The following is an 18,140-nucleotide window of genomic DNA, read 5'->3' on the forward strand; positions in this document are numbered from 1 at the left end:
TCCGCCCCAGGAGGGCTCCACGGCCGTCTCTGGTCTAATGGACTGGCCCCGGGCCGGCCGGCAGTAGTGGAGACGTGGTGTTGGACGTACTGAACAAGCCCGCCGCGGACCCCGCCGGCGAGCGGCCCGCCGAGGGCACGGACCCGGCACGCGTCCCCTGGCTCCCGTACGTGGCGATCGCCGCCGTCCTCACCGGTCTGTACTTCCTCTACTCCTGGGTGCAGTACGACCACTTCCGCACCCCCTCCTGGGACCTCGGCATCTTCGGACAGGCCGTCCGCTCCTACGCCGAGTTCACGGTCCCCGTCGTCGACATCAAGGGCCCCGGCTTCCCGATACTCGGCGACCACTTCAGCCCGGTGACGGCGCTCCTCGCGCCGCTCTACTGGATCTGGCCCTCACCGGTCTCCCTGCTCTTCGCGCAGGCCGCGCTCTTCGCCGCCTCCGCCGTCGTCGTCGGCCGCACCGCCCAGCAGATCCTCGGCAGCCGGGCCACCGGCATCGCCCTCACGGTCGCCTACGGGCTCTCCTGGGGCCTCCAGGAGGCCGTGAAGTCCGACTTCCACGAGATCGCCTTCGCCGTCCCGCTGCTCGCCCTGGTCTGCCGCGCGCTGCTCCTCGGCCGCTGGACCGCCGCCGCGGCCTGGGCGGCGCCGCTCGTCCTGGTCAAGGAGGACATGGGGCTCACCGTCGCCATGGTCGGCGTCGTCCTCGCCCTCAAGGGCCAGAAGAAGCTCGGCGCGGCCCTCGCCGGCTTCGGCACCGCCTTCTTCGCCCTCACCGTCCTGGTCCTCATCCCCGCCGCCAGCAAGCTCGGCCAGTACGACTACTGGGCCAAGATCGAGAAGACCGGCACCGGCGCCGAGACCTCCCTCGGCCAGATCGTCAGCTCCGCCCTCACCTCCGGCGAGCGCTGGGAGATGGTCCTCTACCTCCTCGCGATCACCGGCTTCCTCGCGCTGCGCTCCCCGCTGGTGCTGCTCGCCCTGCCCACCCTCGGCTGGCGCTTCGTCTCCCAGGACGCCAACCACTGGGGCATGCACTGGCACTACAGCGCCGTCCTGATGCCGATCGTCTTCCTGGCCCTGGTCGACGCCGTCCGCGCGTCGCGCACCTCGCCGCGCGCCTGGCTCGCCGCGTACGGGAAGGTCGCCGTCGCCGCCTCCACGGCCGTCGCGCTCGCCCTCGCCGCGAATCTCCCGCTGCGCGACCTGCTGAAGCCGGAGACGTACGCCGCCGACACCCGCGCCGAGCAGGCCCGGGCCGCGGTCGCGGCCGTCCCGGAGGGCGCCAGCGTCGAGGCCGACGTACCGCTCCTCGCCCACCTCACCGCGGACCACAAGGTCTACTGGGTCGGCACCGCGAAGGGCGCGACCCCCGACTACCTCGCGCTCGACCTGCGCGGCTGGTCCGGCCAGACCTCGGACCCGGCGGTGACGGCTTCGCAGTTGCACCCGGAGGCGGCGTACGAGATCGTCCACCGCTCGGACGGCTTCGCGGTGCTGAGGAAGAAGTAGGGGACGAAGCCGGGGAAGCGGCGGAGGCGAGGCGGCGGACACGCCGAAGGGCCCGGTTCCGGGGAGAACCGGGCCCTTCGGCATGGCGTGCGGGTCAGAAGCGCGGGCGCTTGAACCAGGCCCCGGTCTCCGCCTTCGAGAAGAAGACGATGATCAGGATGCCGAGCACGAGGCCGATCAGCGAACCGTTCCGGTTCGTGCCCTCGACCGTCGCCTGGGCCTGCGACAGGCCCAGGTTCGACAGACCGCCCAGGGTGAGCAGCGAGCCGTAGACGATGCCGGACACCCGGATGCCGTTGCCGCCGTTCGCGCACTTGGCGGCGATGACGACGCCCCAGATGCCGAGGGCGAGGAGGAACACGCCCATGCCGACGAAGAGCCCGGTCGCCGCGGCGGCGGCGGAGGAGTTCGCGCCGGCGTCCGCCTCCTTCACCAGGACGGTGCCGCCGACGGCGATGCCGATGCCGACGAGGATCTGCAGGATGCCCATGATCCAGAGCATGACGCGGGCCGCCTTGAGGCCGCCGGGCATGACCGGCGCCATGCCGTACGGCGCGGCCGGGTAGACGCCGTACGGCGAGGCGGGCGGGGTGGCCGGGTAGCCGTAGGCCCCCTGCGGCGGGACGCCCTGCGGGGCCTGCGGGTAGCCGTAGCCCGGCTGGCCCTGGGGCGGCTGGCCGTAGGGGTTGTTCGGTTCGCCGAAGCTCATCGGGGGTTCCTCCGTGAAGGTTCTGTGCGGGGACGGACGCGGCCCGCGAGGAGGGACTTTCACGGCATGTGAGCGGATTCCCCCCGGCACTTTCCGCGGCACTGCGCTGGTCATCGTCGTCGTAGCCGCGAGGTGTTGTCCAGTCGGTACGCACCGGAGTTGTGCAAGTGCAATCCTTCGTTCCGGCCCGCGCCGCCGCGCCGGTACCCGTGGCGGGAGCCGGGAGCGAGCGAATTGGGAGAAGGCGGGGGTCATCCGGGAGGATGTCCTTCATGAGCGCCCAGATTCTCGATGGCAAGGCCACCGCGGCCGCGATCAAGTCCGACCTGACCGTCCGTGTGGCGGCCCTCAAGGAGAAGGGCGTCACGCCCGGTCTCGGCACCGTCCTGGTCGGGGACGACCCGGCCAGCCACAAGTACGTCGCGGGCAAGCACCGCGACTGCGCGCAGGTCGGCATCGCCTCCATCCAGCGCGAACTCCCCGACACCGCCACGCAGGAGGAGATCGAGGCGGTCGTCCGGGAGCTCAACGAGGACCCCACCTGCACCGGTTACATCGTCCAGCTGCCGCTGCCGAAGGGCATCGACGAGAACCGCGTCCTGGAGCTGATGGACCCGGTGAAGGACGCCGACGGTCTGCACCCGACCAACCTCGGCCGGCTCGTCCTCAACGAGCCCGCCCCGCTGCCCTGCACGCCGAACGGCGTCATCACCCTGCTCCGCGCCCACGGCGTGGAGATCAACGGCGCCGAGGTCGTCGTCGTCGGCCGCGGGGTCACCATCGGGCGCCCGATGCCGCTCATCCTGACCCGCCGTTCCGAGAACGCCACCGTGACGCAGTGCCACACCGGCACCCGCGACCTCTCGGCCCACCTGCGGAACGCCGACATCATCGTGGCCGCCGCCGGCGTGCCGCACCTGATCAAGCCGGAGGACGTGAAGCCGGGCGCGGCCGTCCTCGACGTCGGCGTCTCGCGCAACGCCGAGGGCAAGATCATGGGCGACGTGCACCCGGACGTCGCCGAGGTGGCCGGCTGGATCTCCCCGAACCCCGGCGGCGTGGGCCCGATGACCCGCGCGCAGCTGCTCGTGAACGTCGTCGAGGCCGCGGAGCGCGCGGCCGCGGCGCTCTGAGATGACCTCGGGGAGCCCGGCTTCCCCCGGGGCCCCGGACGGCCCGCGGGAGCTGCCGCGCGGCCGGGTGTCGAAGGTGCGCCGGGTGCGGGGTTCGCGCCGGCCGCCGACCGTGACGACCGACACCGCCCGGCCCGAGGGCGGCGGCCGGGCGGCGGCCGGCGGCGCCCCGGCGCCGGCCCGCCAGTGGCCGCTGCTCTTCGTGCTCGGGACGGCGGCCCTCGGGCTGCTCGTGGTGGGGACGGATCCCTTCCCGCATTCCTCCCGGATCGGGACCATGATGGTCGGGGCCGCGCTGCTGCTCGGCGCGGTGCTGCGCCGGGTGCTGCCCTCGGTGGGCATGCTCGCGGTCCGCTCCCGCTTCACCGACATGATCACGTACGGGGTGATGGGCTCGCTGATCGTGCTGCTCGCGCTCATGGTGCAGCCGAGGCCCTGGCTGAAGATCCCGTTCCTGGAGGACATCCTCCATCTGACGGTGACCTGACCCGGGGCACACGCGTACGACGGCGCCCGCCCTCTCCCCCGTGGGAGGGCGGGCGCCGTCCGTGATCAAGGGTCATGTACGCGCCAACGAAGGGCAAGTTCGCGCCGCCCGCTGTGGCACGGAGGTGACCATTCCGGTACATCCGGACCCCTCGGCCGGGGTCCCGCTCGGCCCCCGGAGCTGCCATCCTTCGAGGGAGCCGGGAGGGCTGGGACCACCAAGGGGGCGCACATGTCGGCGTGGAAGCCGCTGTCCGACGAACTCGATCCGGACGTGCGGACGTTCACCGACCGCCTGCGGCTGGTCATCGACCGCAGCGGCCTCGGCGTCGTCGCCGTGGCCGAGCGCACCGGACAGGGACGGGCCGACTGGGACGCCTACCTGAACGCCCGCCGCCCGGTGCCGAGGAGCGCCGTCGTCGCGCTCTCCGACATCACCGGGGCCGACCTCGGCCCCCTCACCGCCCAGTGGGAGCACGCCGACCGTGCCTGGAAGCGGATCCTGCGCGAACGCGCGGTCCCGGCCCAGGCACCGTCCCCGTCGCCGCCGGACCAGGGTGAGGACGGCGCACGGGACGGCGTACGGGACGGGGCCCAGGACGGCGTGCGGGACGGGGCCGGTGCCCGGGAGGGCGTACGGGGCGGGTGGCCCGTGCCCGAGGTCGTGCCCGCCGACCGGACCCTGCGCATCCGGAAGGTCGTACCGCCGGATCAGGCTCCCGCCCCGGATCAGGCTCCCGCCCCGGATCAGGCTCCCGCCCCGGACCGGGCTCCGGACCCGACTCGGCCGCAGGCCGCGGTCCCGGCTCCGGCCCCGACGCCGGCGCAGGCTCGGATCCCGGCTCCGGCGCCCGCCCCGGCCGCGACACCCGGTCCCGCCGCCCCACCCGGTCCCGCGGCCTCCGCCACCGCCCCGGCCACCGCCCCGCGCGGGCCCCGGCGCGGGTCGCCGCTGCTCTACGCCGCCGGGGTCGTCGGCGCCGCGCTCGTCGTCACCGCCGCCGTCCTCCTCGTCGACCTCGGCGGCTCCGGCGCGCCGCCGCCCGCCGCCGCCCCGCCGCCCGCCACCACCACCGCCCCGGCGCCCGCGCCCAGCCTTCCCGAGGGCGTCCGCTGCCAGGGGGCCGACTGCGGCGGCGAGGACCCCGAGCGGATGGGCTGCGGCGGCCCGCTCGCCGTCACCGTCGCCCGCACGCAGATCGGCGGCGCCCTCGTCGAGGTCCGGCACAGCGCCGTCTGCGGCGCCGCCTGGGCCCGGATCACCGGGGCGGCCGAGGGCGACGAGGTCAGCGTCCAGGCGGGGACCGCCATCCAGGTCGCGAACGTCCTGGGCGGCGCCGACACCGACGCGTACACGCCGATGATCCCGGTCGCGTCCGGCGGCGCGGTCCGCGCCTGCGCGGCCCGGACCGACGGGAGCGACGGCTGCACGGGGGAGTGAAACGCGCCCGGGGTGAGCCGCACCACAAGGGGGTGGGGGTGCACAGGGGTCCGGGTCCGATAGCCTGACCGCCGGATATCTCTTCACATCGAGACATCGATCGATCAGGGAGCGGTATCCAGACTCAGGGGCAGGGAACCCCACCGCCAGCTGTCTTACGGAGATCGCCATGACCCGCACTCCCGTGAATGTCACCGTGACCGGCGCGGCCGGCCAGATCGGCTACGCGCTGCTCTTCCGCATCGCCTCCGGCCACCTGCTCGGCGCGGACGTGCCGGTCAAGCTGCGCCTCCTCGAGATCCCGCAGGGCGTCAAGGCCGCCGAGGGCACCGCCATGGAGCTCGACGACTGCGCGTTCCCGCTGCTCAAGGGCATCGACATCTTCGACGACCCGAACAAGGGCTTCGAGGGCGCCAACATCGGCCTGCTCGTCGGCGCCCGTCCGCGCGGCCCGGGCATGGAGCGCGGTGACCTGCTCGCCGCCAACGGCGGCATCTTCAAGCCGCAGGGCGAGGCCATCAACGCCCACGCGGCGGACGACGTCAGGATCCTCGTCGTCGGCAACCCGGCCAACACCAACGCCCTCATCGCACAGCAGTCCGCGCCGGACGTCCCGGCCGAGCGCTTCACCGCGATGACCCGCCTGGACCACAACCGCGCCCTGACGCAGCTGGCCCAGAAGACCGGCGCCTCCGTCGAGGACATCAAGCGCCTCACCATCTGGGGCAACCACTCCGCCACCCAGTACCCGGACATCTTCCACGCGGAGATCGCCGGCAAGAACGCCGCCGAGGTCGTGGGCGACGAGGAGTGGCTGGCCAAGACCTTCATCCCGACCGTCGCCAAGCGCGGCGCCGCGATCATCGACGCCCGTGGCGCGTCCTCGGCCGCCTCGGCCGCCAACGCCGCCATCGACCACGTCCACACCTGGGTCAACGGCACCCGCGAGGGCGACTGGACCTCCATGGGCATCCCGTCGGACGGCTCCTACGGCGTCCCCGAGGGCCTCATCTCGTCCTTCCCGGTCGTCTGCAAGGACGGCGCGTACGAGATCGTCCAGGGCCTGGACATCAACGAGTTCTCGCGCACCCGCATCGACGCCTCCGTCAAGGAGCTGTCGGAGGAGCGCGACGCGGTCCGCGAGCTCGGCCTCATCTGAGTCCCGCTCCCGCACGCGTGACGGAGCCCCCGGTCGGACGACCGGGGGCTCCGCCCTTTTCCGCGGCTGCGCGGGGGCCGGTACGCGGCTCCGCGGGGGGAGTCAGCGCGAGCGCGGGGTGTAGTGGCCGGGGACCATGCGGGTGGTGACGGCGATCCGGTTCCAGGAGTTGATGACGATGATCGCGCCGATCACCCGGGCCAGCTCCTCCTCGTCGAAGTGCTCGGCCGCCGCCGCGTACACCTCGTCGGGGACGAAGCCGTCGGTGAGCACGGTGACCGCCTCGGTGAGGGCGATCGCGGCCAGCTCCCGCTCCGTGTAGAAGTGCCGGGACTCCTGCCAGGCGGCGAGCTGGACGACCCGCTCCACGCTCTCGCCCTCGGCGAGCGCGTCCTTGGTGTGCATGTCGAGGCAGAAGGCGCAGTGGTTGATCTGCGAGGCCCGGATCTTGATCAGGTGGTACAGGACCGGGTCCACGCCCTTGGCGGCCTCCTGCTCCAGCCGCCCCATCGCCCGGTAGAACTCGGGCGCCCGCTCGAAGAAGGGCATGCGGGGCGTGTGCACGGGGGCGAGGGACGGGGCGGGGGTCTGCGCTGTGGTGGTCATGCAGCCACCGTACGGAGCGGATGGCATGCCGCTATGGTCCATTCCCATGCGGAACGACTGGGCCACTTTCGGCGCCGACCTCCACCTCGACCTGCGCGGCACCCGGCTGCGGGCCGGCCTCATGGACGCCCTGCGCGAGGCCGTGCGCAGCGGACGCCTGGCCCCCGGGAGCCGGCTGCCGTCCTCGCGCCAGCTCGCGGCGGACCTCGGCGTCGCCCGGAACACCGTCGCCGACGCGTACGCCGAGCTGGTCGCCGAGGGCTGGCTCACCGCCCGCCAGGGCTCCGGCACCCGGGTCGCCCGCCGCGCCGAACCCCGGCCCGCCCCCGAGCCCGCCGGCCCGCCCGGCGGGACCGCGGGCGCCCGGGCGCCCCGGGAGGGCCTCGCCCCCGGCGGCACCCCGTGGCGGCCGCCCGCGGGCCCTGCCGCACGCGTCCCCCGGCGGTCGGCGCCCACCCCCGCCTACGACCTCCGGAGCGGCACCCCGGACCTCGCCTCCTTCCCGCGCGCCGAATGGCTCAAGGCGTACCGGCGGGCGCTGGCCGCCGCCCCCAACGAGGCTTTCGGGTACGGCGATCCGCACGGCCGCGTCGAGCTGCGCACCGTCCTCGCCGAGTACCTGGCGCGCGCCCGGGGGGTGCACGCCCGGCCCGAACGGATCGTGGTCTGCGCGGGGTTCGCGCACGGCCTGATGCTGCTGGGGCAGGTCCTGCGGGCGCGCGGGACGCGGGCCGTCGCGGTGGAGTCGTACGGGCTCGGCCACTACGCGAAGCTCCTGCGCGACGCCGGGCTCGCCACCCCCGCCCTGCCCTTCGACGAACGCGGCACCCGCGTCGACACGCTGACGGGACGCGCCGGGCCGGAGGGGGATCCGGGACCGGAGCCCGGCGCGGTGCTGCTGACCGCCGCCCACCAGTTCCCGCTCGGCGGGGCCCTGCCGCCCGACCGGCGGACGGCGGTCGTCGACTGGGCGCGGGCCACCGGCGGGCTCGTCCTGGAGGACGACTACGACGGCGAGTTCCGCTACGACCGGCAGCCCGTCGGCGCGCTCCAGGGGCTCGACCCGGAGCGGGTCGTCTACCTCGGCACCGCCAGCAAGTCCCTCGCCCCCGGGCTGCGGCTCGCCTGGATGGTGCTCCCGGAGGACCTGGTGGACGAGGTCGCCGCCGCCAAGGGGGAGGTCGTCGACTGGGTGTGCGGCACCCCCGACCAGCTCGCCTTCGCCGAGTTCCTCGCCTCGGGGGCGCACGACCGGCACGTACGGGCCATGCGGCTGCGCTACCGGCACCGCCGCGACCAGCTCGTCGCCGCGCTCGCCGCGCACGCCCCCGGGATCAGGGTCGGCGGGATCGCGGCCGGCCTGCACGCGGTGCTCTCGCTGCCCCCCGGCACCGAGCAGGCGGCGCTGCGCTCCGCCGCCTGGCACGGCCTGGCGGTGCAGGGCCTCGGCCAGTTCCGCCAGCCGGACGCGACCGGCTCCCTGGAGGGCCTCGTCGTCGGCTACGGCACCCCGCCGGACAGCGGCTGGCAGGGCGCCCTCCAGGCCCTCTGCCGGGTCCTGGAGGGCATCGGGGACGGGGAGGGCGCCGGGGGAGGAGCGGGCGCCGGGGAGGGCGGGCGGGGCGCCGGGGTCTCTGAGAGGGTGGGGCCGTGACGTCGCACCCCACCCCGGACGAGCGCCCCCGCCCCGACGCGGAGGCCGCCGCGCGGGAGTTCACCGTGTACCGGCCCCGGCTCTTCGGGCTCGCCTACCGGATGCTCGGTTCCGCCGAGGAGGCCGAGGACACCGTCCAGGACGCCTATCTGCGCTGGAGCGGCGCCGACCGGGCCGCCGTCACGCACCCCGGGGCCTGGCTCGCCAAGGTCGTCACCCACCTGTGCCTCAACCGGCTCACCTCCGCCCGCGCCACGCGCGAGCGGTACACCGGCACCTGGCTGCCGGAGCCCGTCCTCACCGGGGCCGCCCCCCTCGGCGCGCCCGGAGCCGGGCCGCTGGAGGCCGCCGAACGGCACGACGACGTCTCCACCGCCCTGCTGCTCCTGCTGGAACGGCTCACCCCCGCCGAGCGCGCGGTGTACGTGCTCCGCGAAGCCTTCGGCTACCCGCACCGGGAGATCGCCGGCGTCCTCGACCTCGGCGAGGCCAACTGCCGCCAGCTGTACGGCCGGGCCGCCCGGCGGGTCGCCGAGCCCGGTGACGACGCCGCCGCCCGCTTCGACCCGCCCGCGCCCGGACGGCGGCGGGAGCTCGTCGACTCCTTCGTCGCCGCCGCCCGCGAGGGCGACCTCGCGGGCCTGGAGAAGGTCCTCGCGCGGGACGTCGTCTGGTGGAGCGACGGCGGCGGCAAGGTCCGGTCGGCGCTCCGGCCCGTCCGGGGCCGCGACCACGTCGTCCGCTTCCTCGCCGGCGTCGCCCGCCGCACCGAGGAGGGCACCCGCCTCACCGTCGCCGAGGTCAACGGGGAACCGGGGATCGTGGTGCATGTCGCCGGGCGGATCGTCGGCGTCGCCACGGTGGCGGCCCGCGCGGACGGCTCGATCACCGACGTGTGGTTCGTGACGAACCCTGACAAACTCGGCCATGCGACCCGACGGTTCGCCGCGTACCCGGAATCCGGCGGCTGAGACTGTCACATCCGCGGGGGCCCGCCGGTTCTCAGCGGGTGAGGGGCGTTCCGAGGGGAGCGCCCGCGTCCGGAAGGAGACCCGCGGATGACCGCCACGCGGAAGACGATCCTGGTGACCGGGGCCACCGGCACCCTCGGCAGGCCGCTGTGCGCCCGGCTCGCCGCCGACGGGCACGAGGTGCGGGAGCTGAGCCGCGGCTCGCGGACGTACCCGGTGGACCTGCGGCGCGGGACCGGACTCGACGCGGCGCTCGCGGGCGCCGACACCGTCGTGCACTGCGCGTCCAGCCCGCGCGGCGGCGACGAGGAGGCGGCCCGCCGGCTGATCGCGGCGGCCCGCCGGGCCGGGGTCGGTCACCTCGTCTACATCTCGATCGTCGGCGTCGACCGGGTCCCGCTCGCCTACTACCGCGCCAAGCACGCGGTGGAGGGGCTCGTCGAGGCGTCCGGACTCGGCTGGACCGTGCTGCGGGCCACCCAGTTCCACGACCTGGTCGTCCAGGTCCTCGCCGCCGCGGCGAAGGTGCCGCTGGTGATGCCGGTCCCGGCGGGCGTCTCCGACCAGCCGGTCGACGTGCGCGAGGTCGCGGACCGGCTGGCCGAGCTGGCCGAGGGGGACCCGGCGGGCCGCGTCCCCGACCTGGGCGGGCCCGAGATCGTCCCCTTCGCGGACCTGGCCCGCGCGTACCTCGCCGCGACCGGCCGGCGGCGGCGGATCCTGCCCGTCCGCCTCCCCGGCCGCACCTACCGCGCCTTCGCCGCCGGGGGCCACCTCGCCCCCGCCCGGGCCACCGCCAGGACCCCCTTCCGCGCCCACCTCCAGTCCCTGACCCCCTGACCCCTCCGGCCCGGCCCCCGGCCCTCCGCACCTGGCCCTCCGGCCGCGCCCGCAGGGCCGGTGCGCGCCACTCCCGCGGGCCGGGTGCGCGCCACTCCCGCGCGCCGGGCCGACCGGTCCGCGAATCCGCCGTCACGGGCGGTCCGTGTGCGGCGGGGGAGGCGGGGGGTCGCCGAAGCGGGCGAGGACGAGGGAGGCGGCCACGGCCAGGGCGAAGCCGGTGACGGCCAGGCCGCCGAGGCCCTCGCGGGTGCGGTCGCCGAGCCAGACGACGCCCGCCGCCGCGGGGCCGAGCGTCTCGCCGAGGACCATGCCCGCCGTCGCCGTCGTCACCGCGCCCCGCTGGAACGCCGAGGTCAGCAGCAGGAACGCCGCCCCGCCGCCGAGCAGCAGCGCCCACAGCGCCGGGTCCGTCAGGTCGACGTCGTCCAGGAGCCGTACCGCCACCTCCACCACCCCGAAGCCGATCCCGGACCCGAGGCCGAGGACCAGCGCCCGGGGCCGGTCGGGCAGCCGTCCGCCCGCGACGCCGAGCAGCAGGACCCCGGCCGCGATCCCGAGCAGCACCCACGGCAGCGCGGGCGGCCCGGACCGGTGGCCCTCCCGGCCCGCCGCGAGCGCCAGCAGGGCGAGTCCCGCGCAGACCGCCGCCACCGCGCCCCACTCGACCCGGCTCAGCCGCACCCCGAGCATCCAGGAGGCCAGCGCCGCCGTGACGGCGAGGCTCGCGGCGAGCGCGGCGCCGACCGCGTACAGGGGGAGGGCGCGCAGGGCCACGACCTCCAGCAGGAAGCCGAGTCCGTCGAGGGCGAGCCCGACGACGTACCGCCACTGCCGCAGCGCCCGCCAGAGCAGTCCGACGTCGACGCCGCTGCCCGTCCCGGGCTCGGCCGCGCGGGCCGCGGCGGCCTGGAAGACGGTGGCCGCGCCGAAGCACAGGGCCGATCCGAGCGCGCAAACCATACCGAAGAGCACAAAGCGACTCTAGGTGCCGAGGCCGGAAAGCGGCGGCCTACACTGTGCGGTCGCGAGGCCCGCGGTCATACGAACGGCCGCGCGGACGTGCCACGCGCACACGAAGGTGCGCGGCCACGCGAAGGGGAGGGCGAGGGACATGCGGAGGCTCAGGTCGAGCACGGTGGTGCTCGGCGGTATGGGCGTGCTCGCGGCGACGATCACCGCCTGCGGCGCCGAACCCGACCGCCGGTGCGCGGACCCGGTGACGCTGGAGGAGCTGCCGGGCTACCGGTGCGACACCGGCGGTTCGAGCGACGACGACGATGACGACAACGGCTCGGCCACCCGCGGCGCCTACTACTACGGGGGCTACGTCCGCGACGCCCGCGTGGCGGGCGGCAGCTTCGACCGGAAGGCCGTCGACACCGGCGGCTTCGGCTGCTCGTCCTCCGGGTCGAGCGGCGGCTGAGGCGGGCGGACCGGCACCATGGAACGGCACACCATCGAGCCCCGTCCGGGCTGGCAGGAGACGGTCGAGGAGCAGGGGCTCGTCTATCCGCTGACCCGCTATCCGGACGGTTCGCTGCGCCCGTACTGGGACGAGAGCGCGTACTACTCCTTCACGCTGCCCGAGGTCGAGGCGCTGGAGGAGGTCGTCGAGGAGCTGCACGCCATGTGCCTCGCGGCGGCCGCGCACATCGTCGAGCGGAACCGTTTCGCCGATCTCGGGATCACCGATCCCCGGATCGCCGGGCGGGTCGCCGAGTCCTGGCGCCGGCGTGCCGAACTCCCCTCCCTCTACGCCCGCTTCGACCTCGTCTACGACGGCACCGGCCCGGCGAAGATGCTGGAGTACAACGCGGACACCCCGACCTCCCTGGTGGAGGCGGCGAGCCCGCAGTGGTTCTGGATGGAGGAACGCTTCCCCGGCGCCGACCAGTGGAACTCGCTCCACGAGCGCCTGGTGGACGCCTGGAAGCGGCAGGCGAAGCTGCTGCCGCCCGGCCCGGTCCACTTCGCCCACTCCGAGACCGACGAGCTCGGCGAGGACCTCATGACGGTCGCGTACCTGCGCGAGACCGCCGAGCAGGCCGGACTCGCCACCGAGGCGCTCTCCGTGGAGCGGATCGGCTGGGACCGGCTCTCCCGCCGCTTCGTCGACGAGAAGCTGCGGTTCATCCGCAGCTGCTTCAAGCTCTACCCGTGGGAGTGGCTGGTCACCGACCGCTTCGGCAAGCACGTCCTGTCCACCCTGGACAACGGCGGCGGCTCCGGAACCACCTGCTGGATCGAACCCGCCTGGAAGATGCTGCTCTCCAACAAGGCGCTGCTCGCGATCCTCTGGGAGCTCTACCCCGGCCACCCCAACCTGCTGCCCGCCTACCTCGACGGGCCGCGCGAACTGGCGACGACCACCGGCTGGGCGGCCAAGCCGCTGCTCGGCCGGGAGGGCGCCGGCGTCACCCTGCACGAACCCGGCGGCGAGCCCGTCGTCCGCGACGAGCCCTGCTGCTACCAGGGCCTGGCCCCGCTCCCCGACTTCGACGGCAACCGCACGCTGCTCGGCGCCTGGGTCGTCGAGGACGAGGCCGCCGGGCTCGGCATCCGGGAGTCGGCGGGCGCGATCACCGACGAGTACGCCCGCTTCCTCCCGCACGTCATCCTCTGACCGCGCGTCATCCTCTGGACCCCGCGGTCCCGGGGGCTACTCCGGCACGTACTCCCGCAGCGGCGCCGGCTTCAGTCCGGCCACCTCGGCGAGGGCCAGGGCCCGCTCCAGGTCCTGCTCCAGCGTCTCGTTGAAGTGCAGCAGGATGATGTCGCCGGCCCTCAGGGACGGCGTCGGCGGGGTCCACTGGCCCCAGGTGGTCAGGTCGTACGTCCACGTCACCACGGCCTTCGCCCCGCAGGCGCGGGCGGTGGTCCGGGTGGTCGCGTCGTACGCCCCGTACGGCGGGCGCAGCAGCCGCGGCCCGTCGCCGAACTCCGCGAGCTGCGCGTCCCGCGCCCCGCAGACCTCGGCCCGCTGTCCGGCCGCGTCGAGCGTGGTGAGGTCCGGGTGGCCGACCGTGTGGTTCTCGATCCGCACCCGCCCGTGGTCGAGCAGCCGGTGGAAGTACCCGGAGTCGTACGCGTACGCCCCCGGCAGCAGGAAGAGCGAGGCGGGCACCCGACGGTCGAGCAGCAGCTTCGCCGCGGCCGGGTCGTGGAACCAGCCGTCGTCGATGGTGATGAAGACGACCGGGTCGGTGGTCTCGACCCGGGAGACCACGGGCGCGGGCCCGGGCCAGGCCGCCTCCGGGGCGGCGTGCGCGGGGCCGCCGACGGCCCCGAGGAGGGCGAGCGGGACGAGGGCGGCGAGCGCGCCACGCAGCGCGTGACGCAGGCGGAGTCTCGGCATGGCCGCATCATTGGCCTAGACCAACTCTGGTGTCAATGGCCCGAGTTGCCCCGGGGCGACGGACCCGCCGCCGCCCCGGAACCGGACCCGGTCAGTCCGACAGCACCGCCCGCAGCTGCTCCAGACCCCAGTCCAGGTCCTCCTTCGAGATCACCAGCGGCGGCGCGATCCGGATCGTCGAGCCGTGGGTGTCCTTCACCAGCACCCCCCGCTCCATCAGCCGCTCCGAGATCTGCCGGCCCGTGCCCCGCGCCGGCACGATGTCCACGCCCGCCCACAGGCCGCGGCCCCGCACCGCCTCCACCGCGCCGCCGCCCACGAGCAGCCCCAGCTCCGCGTGCAGATGCTCGCCCAGCTCCGCCGCCCGCTGCTGGTACTCCCCGGTCCGCAGCATCGCGATCACCTCCAGCGCCACCGCGCAGGCCAGCGGGTTCCCGCCGAAGGTCGAACCGTGCTCGCCCGGCTTGAACACCCCCAGCACGTCCGCGTCCGCGACCACCGCCGACACCGGCACCACACCACCGCCCAGCGCCTTGCCCAGGATGTACACGTCCGGGACGACCCCGTCGTGCTCACAGGCGAAGGTCCGGCCCGTCCGGCCCAGACCCGACTGGATCTCGTCCGCCATGAACAGCACGTTCCGCCGGGTCGTCAGCTCCCGCACCCCGCGCAGATAACCGGCCGGCGGCACCAGCACGCCCGCCTCGCCCTGGATCGGTTCCAGCAGCACCGCCACCGTGTTCTCGGTGACCGCCGCCTCCAGCGCCGTCAGATCGCCGTACGGCACGATCTCGAACCCCGGCGTGTACGGACCGAAGTGGTCCCGGGCGTCGTGGTCGGTCGAGAAGGAGACGATCGTCGTCGTCCGCCCGTGGAAGTTGTTCCCCGCCACCACGATCTTCGCGTGCCCGTCCGGCACGCCCTTCACCTCGTACCCCCACTTCCGGGCCGTCTTCACGGCCGTCTCGACCGCCTCCGCGCCGGTGTTCATCGGCAGCACCGTCTCCTTGCCGCACAGCTCCGCCAGCCGGGTGCAGAACTCGGCGAAGCGGTCGTGGTGGAACGCCCGCGACGTGAGCGTCACCCGCTCCAGCTGGGCCTTCGCCGCCTCGATCAGCCGGCGGTTGCCGTGCCCGAAGTTCAGCGCCGAATAGCCGGCGAGCATGTCCAGGAAACGACGCCCCTCGACATCCGTCATCCAGGCCCCCTCCGCGGAGGCGACGACGACGGGCAGGGGGTGGTAGTTGTGGGCGCTGTGCGCCTCCGAGGCAACGATCTCGTCTTGCGTTCTCGACACGGGATCTCCGATCGTCCTGCGGCCGGGGTGTGTTGTGGCCCCTTCTTATCGTCGCTCGCATCCCGGACGAAGAAACCTCGCAGGACGGCGCGCCCGTTACTCTGTCCCCACGCACGGCGACTGGCGTACGGGGAACCGACCCCGGGGGAGCCGCGCGCGCTCCACCACACGAGGTGCCGCTCGCCTGGGCATCACGGGACCGCCCCGCGTCCCGTGCGACACCTCGCCCGGGACGTTCCGACGTACTCCCGGAGGAACACGTGACCACCCCGCCGCCCGCCCCGCACCGTCCCGCCGGCCACCCCGCGCTCCGCGCCGCCGACCCCGAGCTCGCCGCCCTCGTCGGCGCCGAGGAACGGCTCCAGGCCGACACCCTCCGCCTCATCCCGAGCGAGAACTACGTCTCCGCCGCCGTCCTCGAAGCCTCCGGCACCGTCCTCCAGAACAAGTACAGCGAGGGCTACCCCGGCCGCCGCTACTACGAGGGCCAGCAGGTGATCGACCAGGTCGAGACCCTCGCGATCGAGCGCGCCAAGGCCCTTTTCGGCGTCGATCACGCCAACGTCCAGCCCTACTCCGGCTCCCCGGCCAACCTCGCCGTCCACCTCGCCTTCGCGCGGCCCGGCGACACCGTCATGGGCATGGCGCTCCCCATGGGCGGCCACCTCACCCACGGCTGGGGCGTCTCCGCCACCGGAACCTGGTTCCGTGGCGTCCAGTACGGCGTCCGCCGCGACGACGGCCTCATCGACTACGACCAGGTCCGCGACCTCGCCCTCGCCGAACGCCCGAAGATCATCTTCTGTGGCGGCACCGCCCTGCCCCGCACCATCGACTTCGCCGCCTTCGGTGAGATCGCCCGCGAGGCCGGCGCCGTCCTCGTCGCCGACATCGCCCACATCGCCGGCCTGATCGCCGGCGGCGCCCACCCCTCCCCGTCCGGCCACGTGGACGTCATCTCCACGACCACCCACAAGACCCTCCGCGGTCCGCGCGGCGCCATGCTGATGTCCACCGAGGAGCACGCCAAGGCGCTCGACAAGGCCGTCTTCCCCGGCCTCCAGGGCGGCCCGCACAACCAGACCACCGCCGCCATCGCCGTCGCCCTCCGCGAGGCCGCCCAGCCCTCCTTCCGCGACTACGCCCACGCCGTCGTCGCCAACGCCAAGGCCCTCGCCGACGCCCTCCTCGCCCGCGGCTTCGACCTGGTCTCCGGCGGCACCGACAACCACCTGATCCTGATGGACCTCACCCCGAAGCAGGTCCCCGGCAAGACCGCCGCCAAGGCCCTCGACCGCGCCGGCATCGTCGTCAACCACAACACCGTCCCCTACGACACCCGGAAGCCCTTCGACCCCTCCGGCGTCCGCATCGGCACCCCCTCCCTCACCTCCCGCGGCCTGACCCCGGCCCACATGGACCAGGTCGCCGACTGGATCGACCGCGCCGTCACCGCCGCCGCGGCCGAGGACGAGGCCACCCTCGCCACGATCCGCGCCGAGGTCGCCGACCTGATGGCAGCCCACCCCGCGCCGGGCCTCCCCGTCTGACCCTCCGGCCCGCTACCGGACGGAGGCCGCCACCCGCAGCGCCTCCGTCCGGTCCGGTATCCCCTCCAGCCGCAGCGTCAGCCCCGCCGACGGGCGGACCCACAGCAGCGTCGGCCCGGCCGCCCGCACCTCCTGCCGCCACCGGCCCTCGACCGAGGAGAGCGGGAAGGCCAGCCGGTGCGGCTCGGCGAACCAGTACGCCGCCGTCCCGTCCGCGAGCACCACCGGCTCCGGCTGCACCCGGACCTCCTTCACGAAGCCCGGGTCCAGAGCGCCGGGGAACACGTCCAGCCGGACCACCGCCCCGGCCGCCGACCGCCAGCAGACGCCGACCACCGCCGCCGGCTCCCGCCCCGTCACCGACGTGACCGCCCCGGCCACCCCCTCCGGCAGCGGCGGAGCGAACCCCGCCCGCCGGGCCGCCTCCGCCACCGGCACCGGATCGGGACACCCCGGGACCTCCTCCGCGGCCACCGGCGGCGCGCCCGGCGCGTACTCCACCGCGACCCCGCCCACTCCCAGCCACTCCACCACCGCCGCCCGCACCGGCGGCGTCAGCACCGCCACCACCAGCACCCCGGACAGCGCCGCCAGCAGCGCCCGCCACCGCCGCCGCAGCCACCCCCGCCACCCGGCCCGCTCCGGCTCCGGCTCCACCACCGGCACGGGCACGTGCTCGGCCAGGAGCTGGGCCAGCACCCGCTCGGCCATCGACTCCCCGTCCACGTCCGGCACCCGCAGCGACCGCCCGAGCTCCCTCAGCTCCCGCGGCAGCCCCCCGGGCCGCTCGTCCTCACGCACGCTCCCCACCTCGCTTCGCCTCCCGCGCCCCCATCGCGAGCCCCAGCTTCTTCAGCGCCCGGCTCAGCCGCGACTTCACCGTCCCCCGCGGCCACCCCAGCGCCTCGGCCGTCTCCGCCTCGTCCAGCTCCAGCAGATAGCGGTGCACCACCACCCGCCGGTGCTCCTCCGGCAGCCCGTCCAGCGCCGCCCACAGCCGCCGGCGCCGCTCGCCGTCCACCGCCGCCACCGCCGGGTCCGCCGACTCCGGTATCAGCGGCTCGCCCGCGAGCAGCTCCGCCTCCCGCCCCGCCACCGCCCGCTGCCGGCCCGCCGAACGCAGTGTGTTCCTCGTCTCATTGGCCACGATGCTCAGCAGCCACGGCCGGAAGGACGCCCCCTCCCGGAACCTCCCCAGCGAGCGGTACGCCTTGAAGAACGCCGCCTGCACCACGTCCTCGGCCTCCGCACCCGCCCCGCACGCCACCGCCGCCCGCAGCGCCACCGCCGTGTGCGCGCGGACCAGCTCCGCGTACGCCTCCGGCTCTCCGGCGCGCACCCGGGCGATCACGGCGCTCTCGTCGACGACGGCCGAGCCCCCCTCCCGTGTCCTCACACTCTTGGTACACCGGCAGTCGG

General features: G+C 74.8%; 17 protein-coding genes, 1 pseudogene and 1 riboswitch. Of the genes and pseudogenes, 11 read left to right on the forward strand and 7 right to left on the reverse strand.

Annotation, left to right across the window (positions count from 1 at the left end):
* Window positions 1-77 precede the first annotated feature (77 nt).
* Entirely contained in the window at window positions 78-1,517 is a 1,440-nt protein-coding gene (locus tag ACFVU3_RS35075) for a DUF2079 domain-containing protein (RefSeq protein WP_390072810.1), read from the forward strand.
* Window positions 1,518-1,611: 94 nt separating this feature from the next.
* On the opposite strand, the gene ACFVU3_RS35080 is transcribed toward ACFVU3_RS35075, so the two are convergent.
* Window positions 1,612-2,226 (reverse strand): DUF3824 domain-containing protein, encoded by a 615-nt coding sequence (locus ACFVU3_RS35080; RefSeq protein ID WP_390072812.1) that lies wholly within the window; start codon window positions 2,224-2,226, stop codon window positions 1,612-1,614.
* Window positions 2,227-2,498: 272 nt separating this feature from the next.
* Between ACFVU3_RS35080 and ACFVU3_RS35085 the strand changes: the two genes are divergently transcribed.
* From ACFVU3_RS35085 to ACFVU3_RS35100, 4 genes are all read left to right on the forward strand, one after another.
* Window positions 2,499-3,359 (forward strand): bifunctional methylenetetrahydrofolate dehydrogenase/methenyltetrahydrofolate cyclohydrolase, encoded by an 861-nt coding sequence (locus ACFVU3_RS35085; RefSeq protein ID WP_390072814.1) that lies wholly within the window; start codon window positions 2,499-2,501, stop codon window positions 3,357-3,359.
* A gap of 85 nt (window positions 3,360-3,444) precedes the next feature.
* A complete protein-coding gene (locus ACFVU3_RS35090; RefSeq protein WP_390072816.1) occupies window positions 3,445-3,846 on the forward strand; it encodes a DUF3017 domain-containing protein in 402 nt (133 codons plus the stop codon).
* A 231-nt stretch (window positions 3,847-4,077) separates the two neighbouring features.
* Window positions 4,078-5,286 carry a DUF2690 domain-containing protein gene (locus tag ACFVU3_RS35095; protein WP_390072818.1) on the forward strand — a complete coding sequence of 403 codons (1,209 nt, stop codon included), beginning with the start codon at window positions 4,078-4,080 and terminating at the stop codon, window positions 5,284-5,286.
* A gap of 169 nt (window positions 5,287-5,455) precedes the next feature.
* Window positions 5,456-6,445 carry a malate dehydrogenase gene (locus ACFVU3_RS35100; protein ID WP_390072820.1) on the forward strand — a complete coding sequence of 330 codons (990 nt, stop codon included), beginning with the start codon at window positions 5,456-5,458 and terminating at the stop codon, window positions 6,443-6,445.
* Window positions 6,446-6,547: 102 nt separating this feature from the next.
* Here the strand turns inward: ACFVU3_RS35100 and ACFVU3_RS35105 are convergent, their stop codons facing one another.
* On the reverse strand, window positions 6,548-7,051 hold the full coding sequence (locus tag ACFVU3_RS35105; RefSeq protein WP_390072822.1) for a carboxymuconolactone decarboxylase family protein: 504 nt from the start codon (window positions 7,049-7,051) through the stop codon (window positions 6,548-6,550).
* Window positions 7,052-7,097: 46 nt separating this feature from the next.
* On the opposite strand from ACFVU3_RS35105, the pseudogene ACFVU3_RS35110 reads away from it, so the two are divergent.
* From ACFVU3_RS35110 to ACFVU3_RS35120, 3 genes and pseudogenes are all read left to right on the forward strand, one after another.
* Window positions 7,098-8,612: pseudogene (locus ACFVU3_RS35110) on the forward strand (PLP-dependent aminotransferase family protein); the annotation flags it as partial.
* An 89-nt stretch (window positions 8,613-8,701) separates the two neighbouring features.
* Complete coding sequence (locus tag ACFVU3_RS35115) at window positions 8,702-9,676, forward strand: RNA polymerase sigma-70 factor (RefSeq protein WP_390072823.1); 975 nt, start codon at window positions 8,702-8,704, stop codon at window positions 9,674-9,676.
* Window positions 9,677-9,763: 87 nt separating this feature from the next.
* Complete coding sequence (locus tag ACFVU3_RS35120) at window positions 9,764-10,516, forward strand: SDR family oxidoreductase (RefSeq protein ID WP_390072825.1); 753 nt, start codon at window positions 9,764-9,766, stop codon at window positions 10,514-10,516.
* A 132-nt stretch (window positions 10,517-10,648) separates the two neighbouring features.
* Here ACFVU3_RS35120 and ACFVU3_RS35125 read toward each other — a convergent pair whose 3' ends face one another.
* Window positions 10,649-11,491, reverse strand: coding sequence for a hypothetical protein (locus ACFVU3_RS35125; RefSeq protein ID WP_390072826.1), 843 nt, complete (start codon window positions 11,489-11,491; stop codon window positions 10,649-10,651).
* 139 nt (window positions 11,492-11,630) lie between these two features.
* Between ACFVU3_RS35125 and ACFVU3_RS35130 the strand changes: the two genes are divergently transcribed.
* Window positions 11,631-11,942 carry a hypothetical protein gene (locus ACFVU3_RS35130; RefSeq protein WP_390072828.1) on the forward strand — a complete coding sequence of 104 codons (312 nt, stop codon included), beginning with the start codon at window positions 11,631-11,633 and terminating at the stop codon, window positions 11,940-11,942.
* 18 nt (window positions 11,943-11,960) lie between these two features.
* The gene (locus ACFVU3_RS35135; protein WP_390072829.1) at window positions 11,961-13,142 is read left to right on the forward strand and encodes a glutathionylspermidine synthase family protein; all 1,182 of its coding nucleotides are present in this window, start codon (window positions 11,961-11,963) and stop codon (window positions 13,140-13,142) included.
* Window positions 13,143-13,178: 36 nt separating this feature from the next.
* Here ACFVU3_RS35135 and ACFVU3_RS35140 read toward each other — a convergent pair whose 3' ends face one another.
* Both ACFVU3_RS35140 and rocD read right to left on the reverse strand, forming a co-directional pair.
* Window positions 13,179-13,874 carry a polysaccharide deacetylase family protein gene (locus ACFVU3_RS35140; protein ID WP_390072830.1) on the reverse strand — a complete coding sequence of 232 codons (696 nt, stop codon included), beginning with the start codon at window positions 13,872-13,874 and terminating at the stop codon, window positions 13,179-13,181.
* A gap of 91 nt (window positions 13,875-13,965) precedes the next feature.
* Complete coding sequence (gene rocD / locus ACFVU3_RS35145; RefSeq protein WP_390072831.1) at window positions 13,966-15,171, reverse strand: ornithine--oxo-acid transaminase; 1,206 nt, start codon at window positions 15,169-15,171, stop codon at window positions 13,966-13,968.
* Between the two features lie 106 nt (window positions 15,172-15,277).
* A riboswitch (ZMP/ZTP riboswitch) is annotated at window positions 15,278-15,368 on the forward strand.
* Between the two features lie 63 nt (window positions 15,369-15,431).
* On the opposite strand from rocD, the gene glyA reads away from it, so the two are divergent.
* Window positions 15,432-16,721: a serine hydroxymethyltransferase gene (glyA, locus tag ACFVU3_RS35150; protein WP_390072832.1), complete on the forward strand. Its 1,290-nt coding sequence runs from the start codon at window positions 15,432-15,434 to the stop codon at window positions 16,719-16,721.
* Window positions 16,722-16,733: 12 nt separating this feature from the next.
* Here glyA and ACFVU3_RS35155 read toward each other — a convergent pair whose 3' ends face one another.
* Window positions 16,734-17,522 carry a hypothetical protein gene (locus ACFVU3_RS35155; RefSeq protein ID WP_390072833.1) on the reverse strand — a complete coding sequence of 263 codons (789 nt, stop codon included), beginning with the start codon at window positions 17,520-17,522 and terminating at the stop codon, window positions 16,734-16,736.
* Complete coding sequence (locus ACFVU3_RS35160; RefSeq protein ID WP_390072834.1) at window positions 17,515-18,117, reverse strand: RNA polymerase sigma factor; 603 nt, start codon at window positions 18,115-18,117, stop codon at window positions 17,515-17,517. Before ACFVU3_RS35160 ends, ACFVU3_RS35155 begins: the two co-directional genes overlap by 8 nt.
* Between the last annotated feature and the right edge of the window lie 23 nt (window positions 18,118-18,140).

Source organism: Streptomyces sp. NPDC058052, from assembly GCF_042885515.1.
Taxonomy (GTDB): Bacteria; Actinomycetota; Actinomycetes; order Streptomycetales; family Streptomycetaceae; genus Streptomyces.

Bases quoted from the DNA above. Each gene is read 5' to 3' on its own strand.
- ACFVU3_RS35080 (WP_390072812.1), bottom strand. From the start codon at position 2,226: ATGAGCTTCGGCGAACCGAACAACCCCTACGGCCAGCCGCCCCAGGGC.
- ACFVU3_RS35085 (WP_390072814.1), top strand. From the start codon at position 2,499: ATGAGCGCCCAGATTCTCGATGGCAAGGCCACCGCGGCCGCGATCAAG.
- ACFVU3_RS35095 (WP_390072818.1), top strand. From the start codon at position 4,078: ATGTCGGCGTGGAAGCCGCTGTCCGACGAACTCGATCCGGACGTGCGG.
- ACFVU3_RS35100 (WP_390072820.1), top strand. From the start codon at position 5,456: ATGACCCGCACTCCCGTGAATGTCACCGTGACCGGCGCGGCCGGCCAG.
- ACFVU3_RS35105 (WP_390072822.1), bottom strand. From the start codon at position 7,051: ATGACCACCACAGCGCAGACCCCCGCCCCGTCCCTCGCCCCCGTGCAC.
- ACFVU3_RS35120 (WP_390072825.1), top strand. From the start codon at position 9,764: ATGACCGCCACGCGGAAGACGATCCTGGTGACCGGGGCCACCGGCACC.
- ACFVU3_RS35130 (WP_390072828.1), top strand. From the start codon at position 11,631: ATGCGGAGGCTCAGGTCGAGCACGGTGGTGCTCGGCGGTATGGGCGTG.
- ACFVU3_RS35135 (WP_390072829.1), top strand. From the start codon at position 11,961: ATGGAACGGCACACCATCGAGCCCCGTCCGGGCTGGCAGGAGACGGTC.
- ACFVU3_RS35140 (WP_390072830.1), bottom strand. From the start codon at position 13,874: ATGCCGAGACTCCGCCTGCGTCACGCGCTGCGTGGCGCGCTCGCCGCC.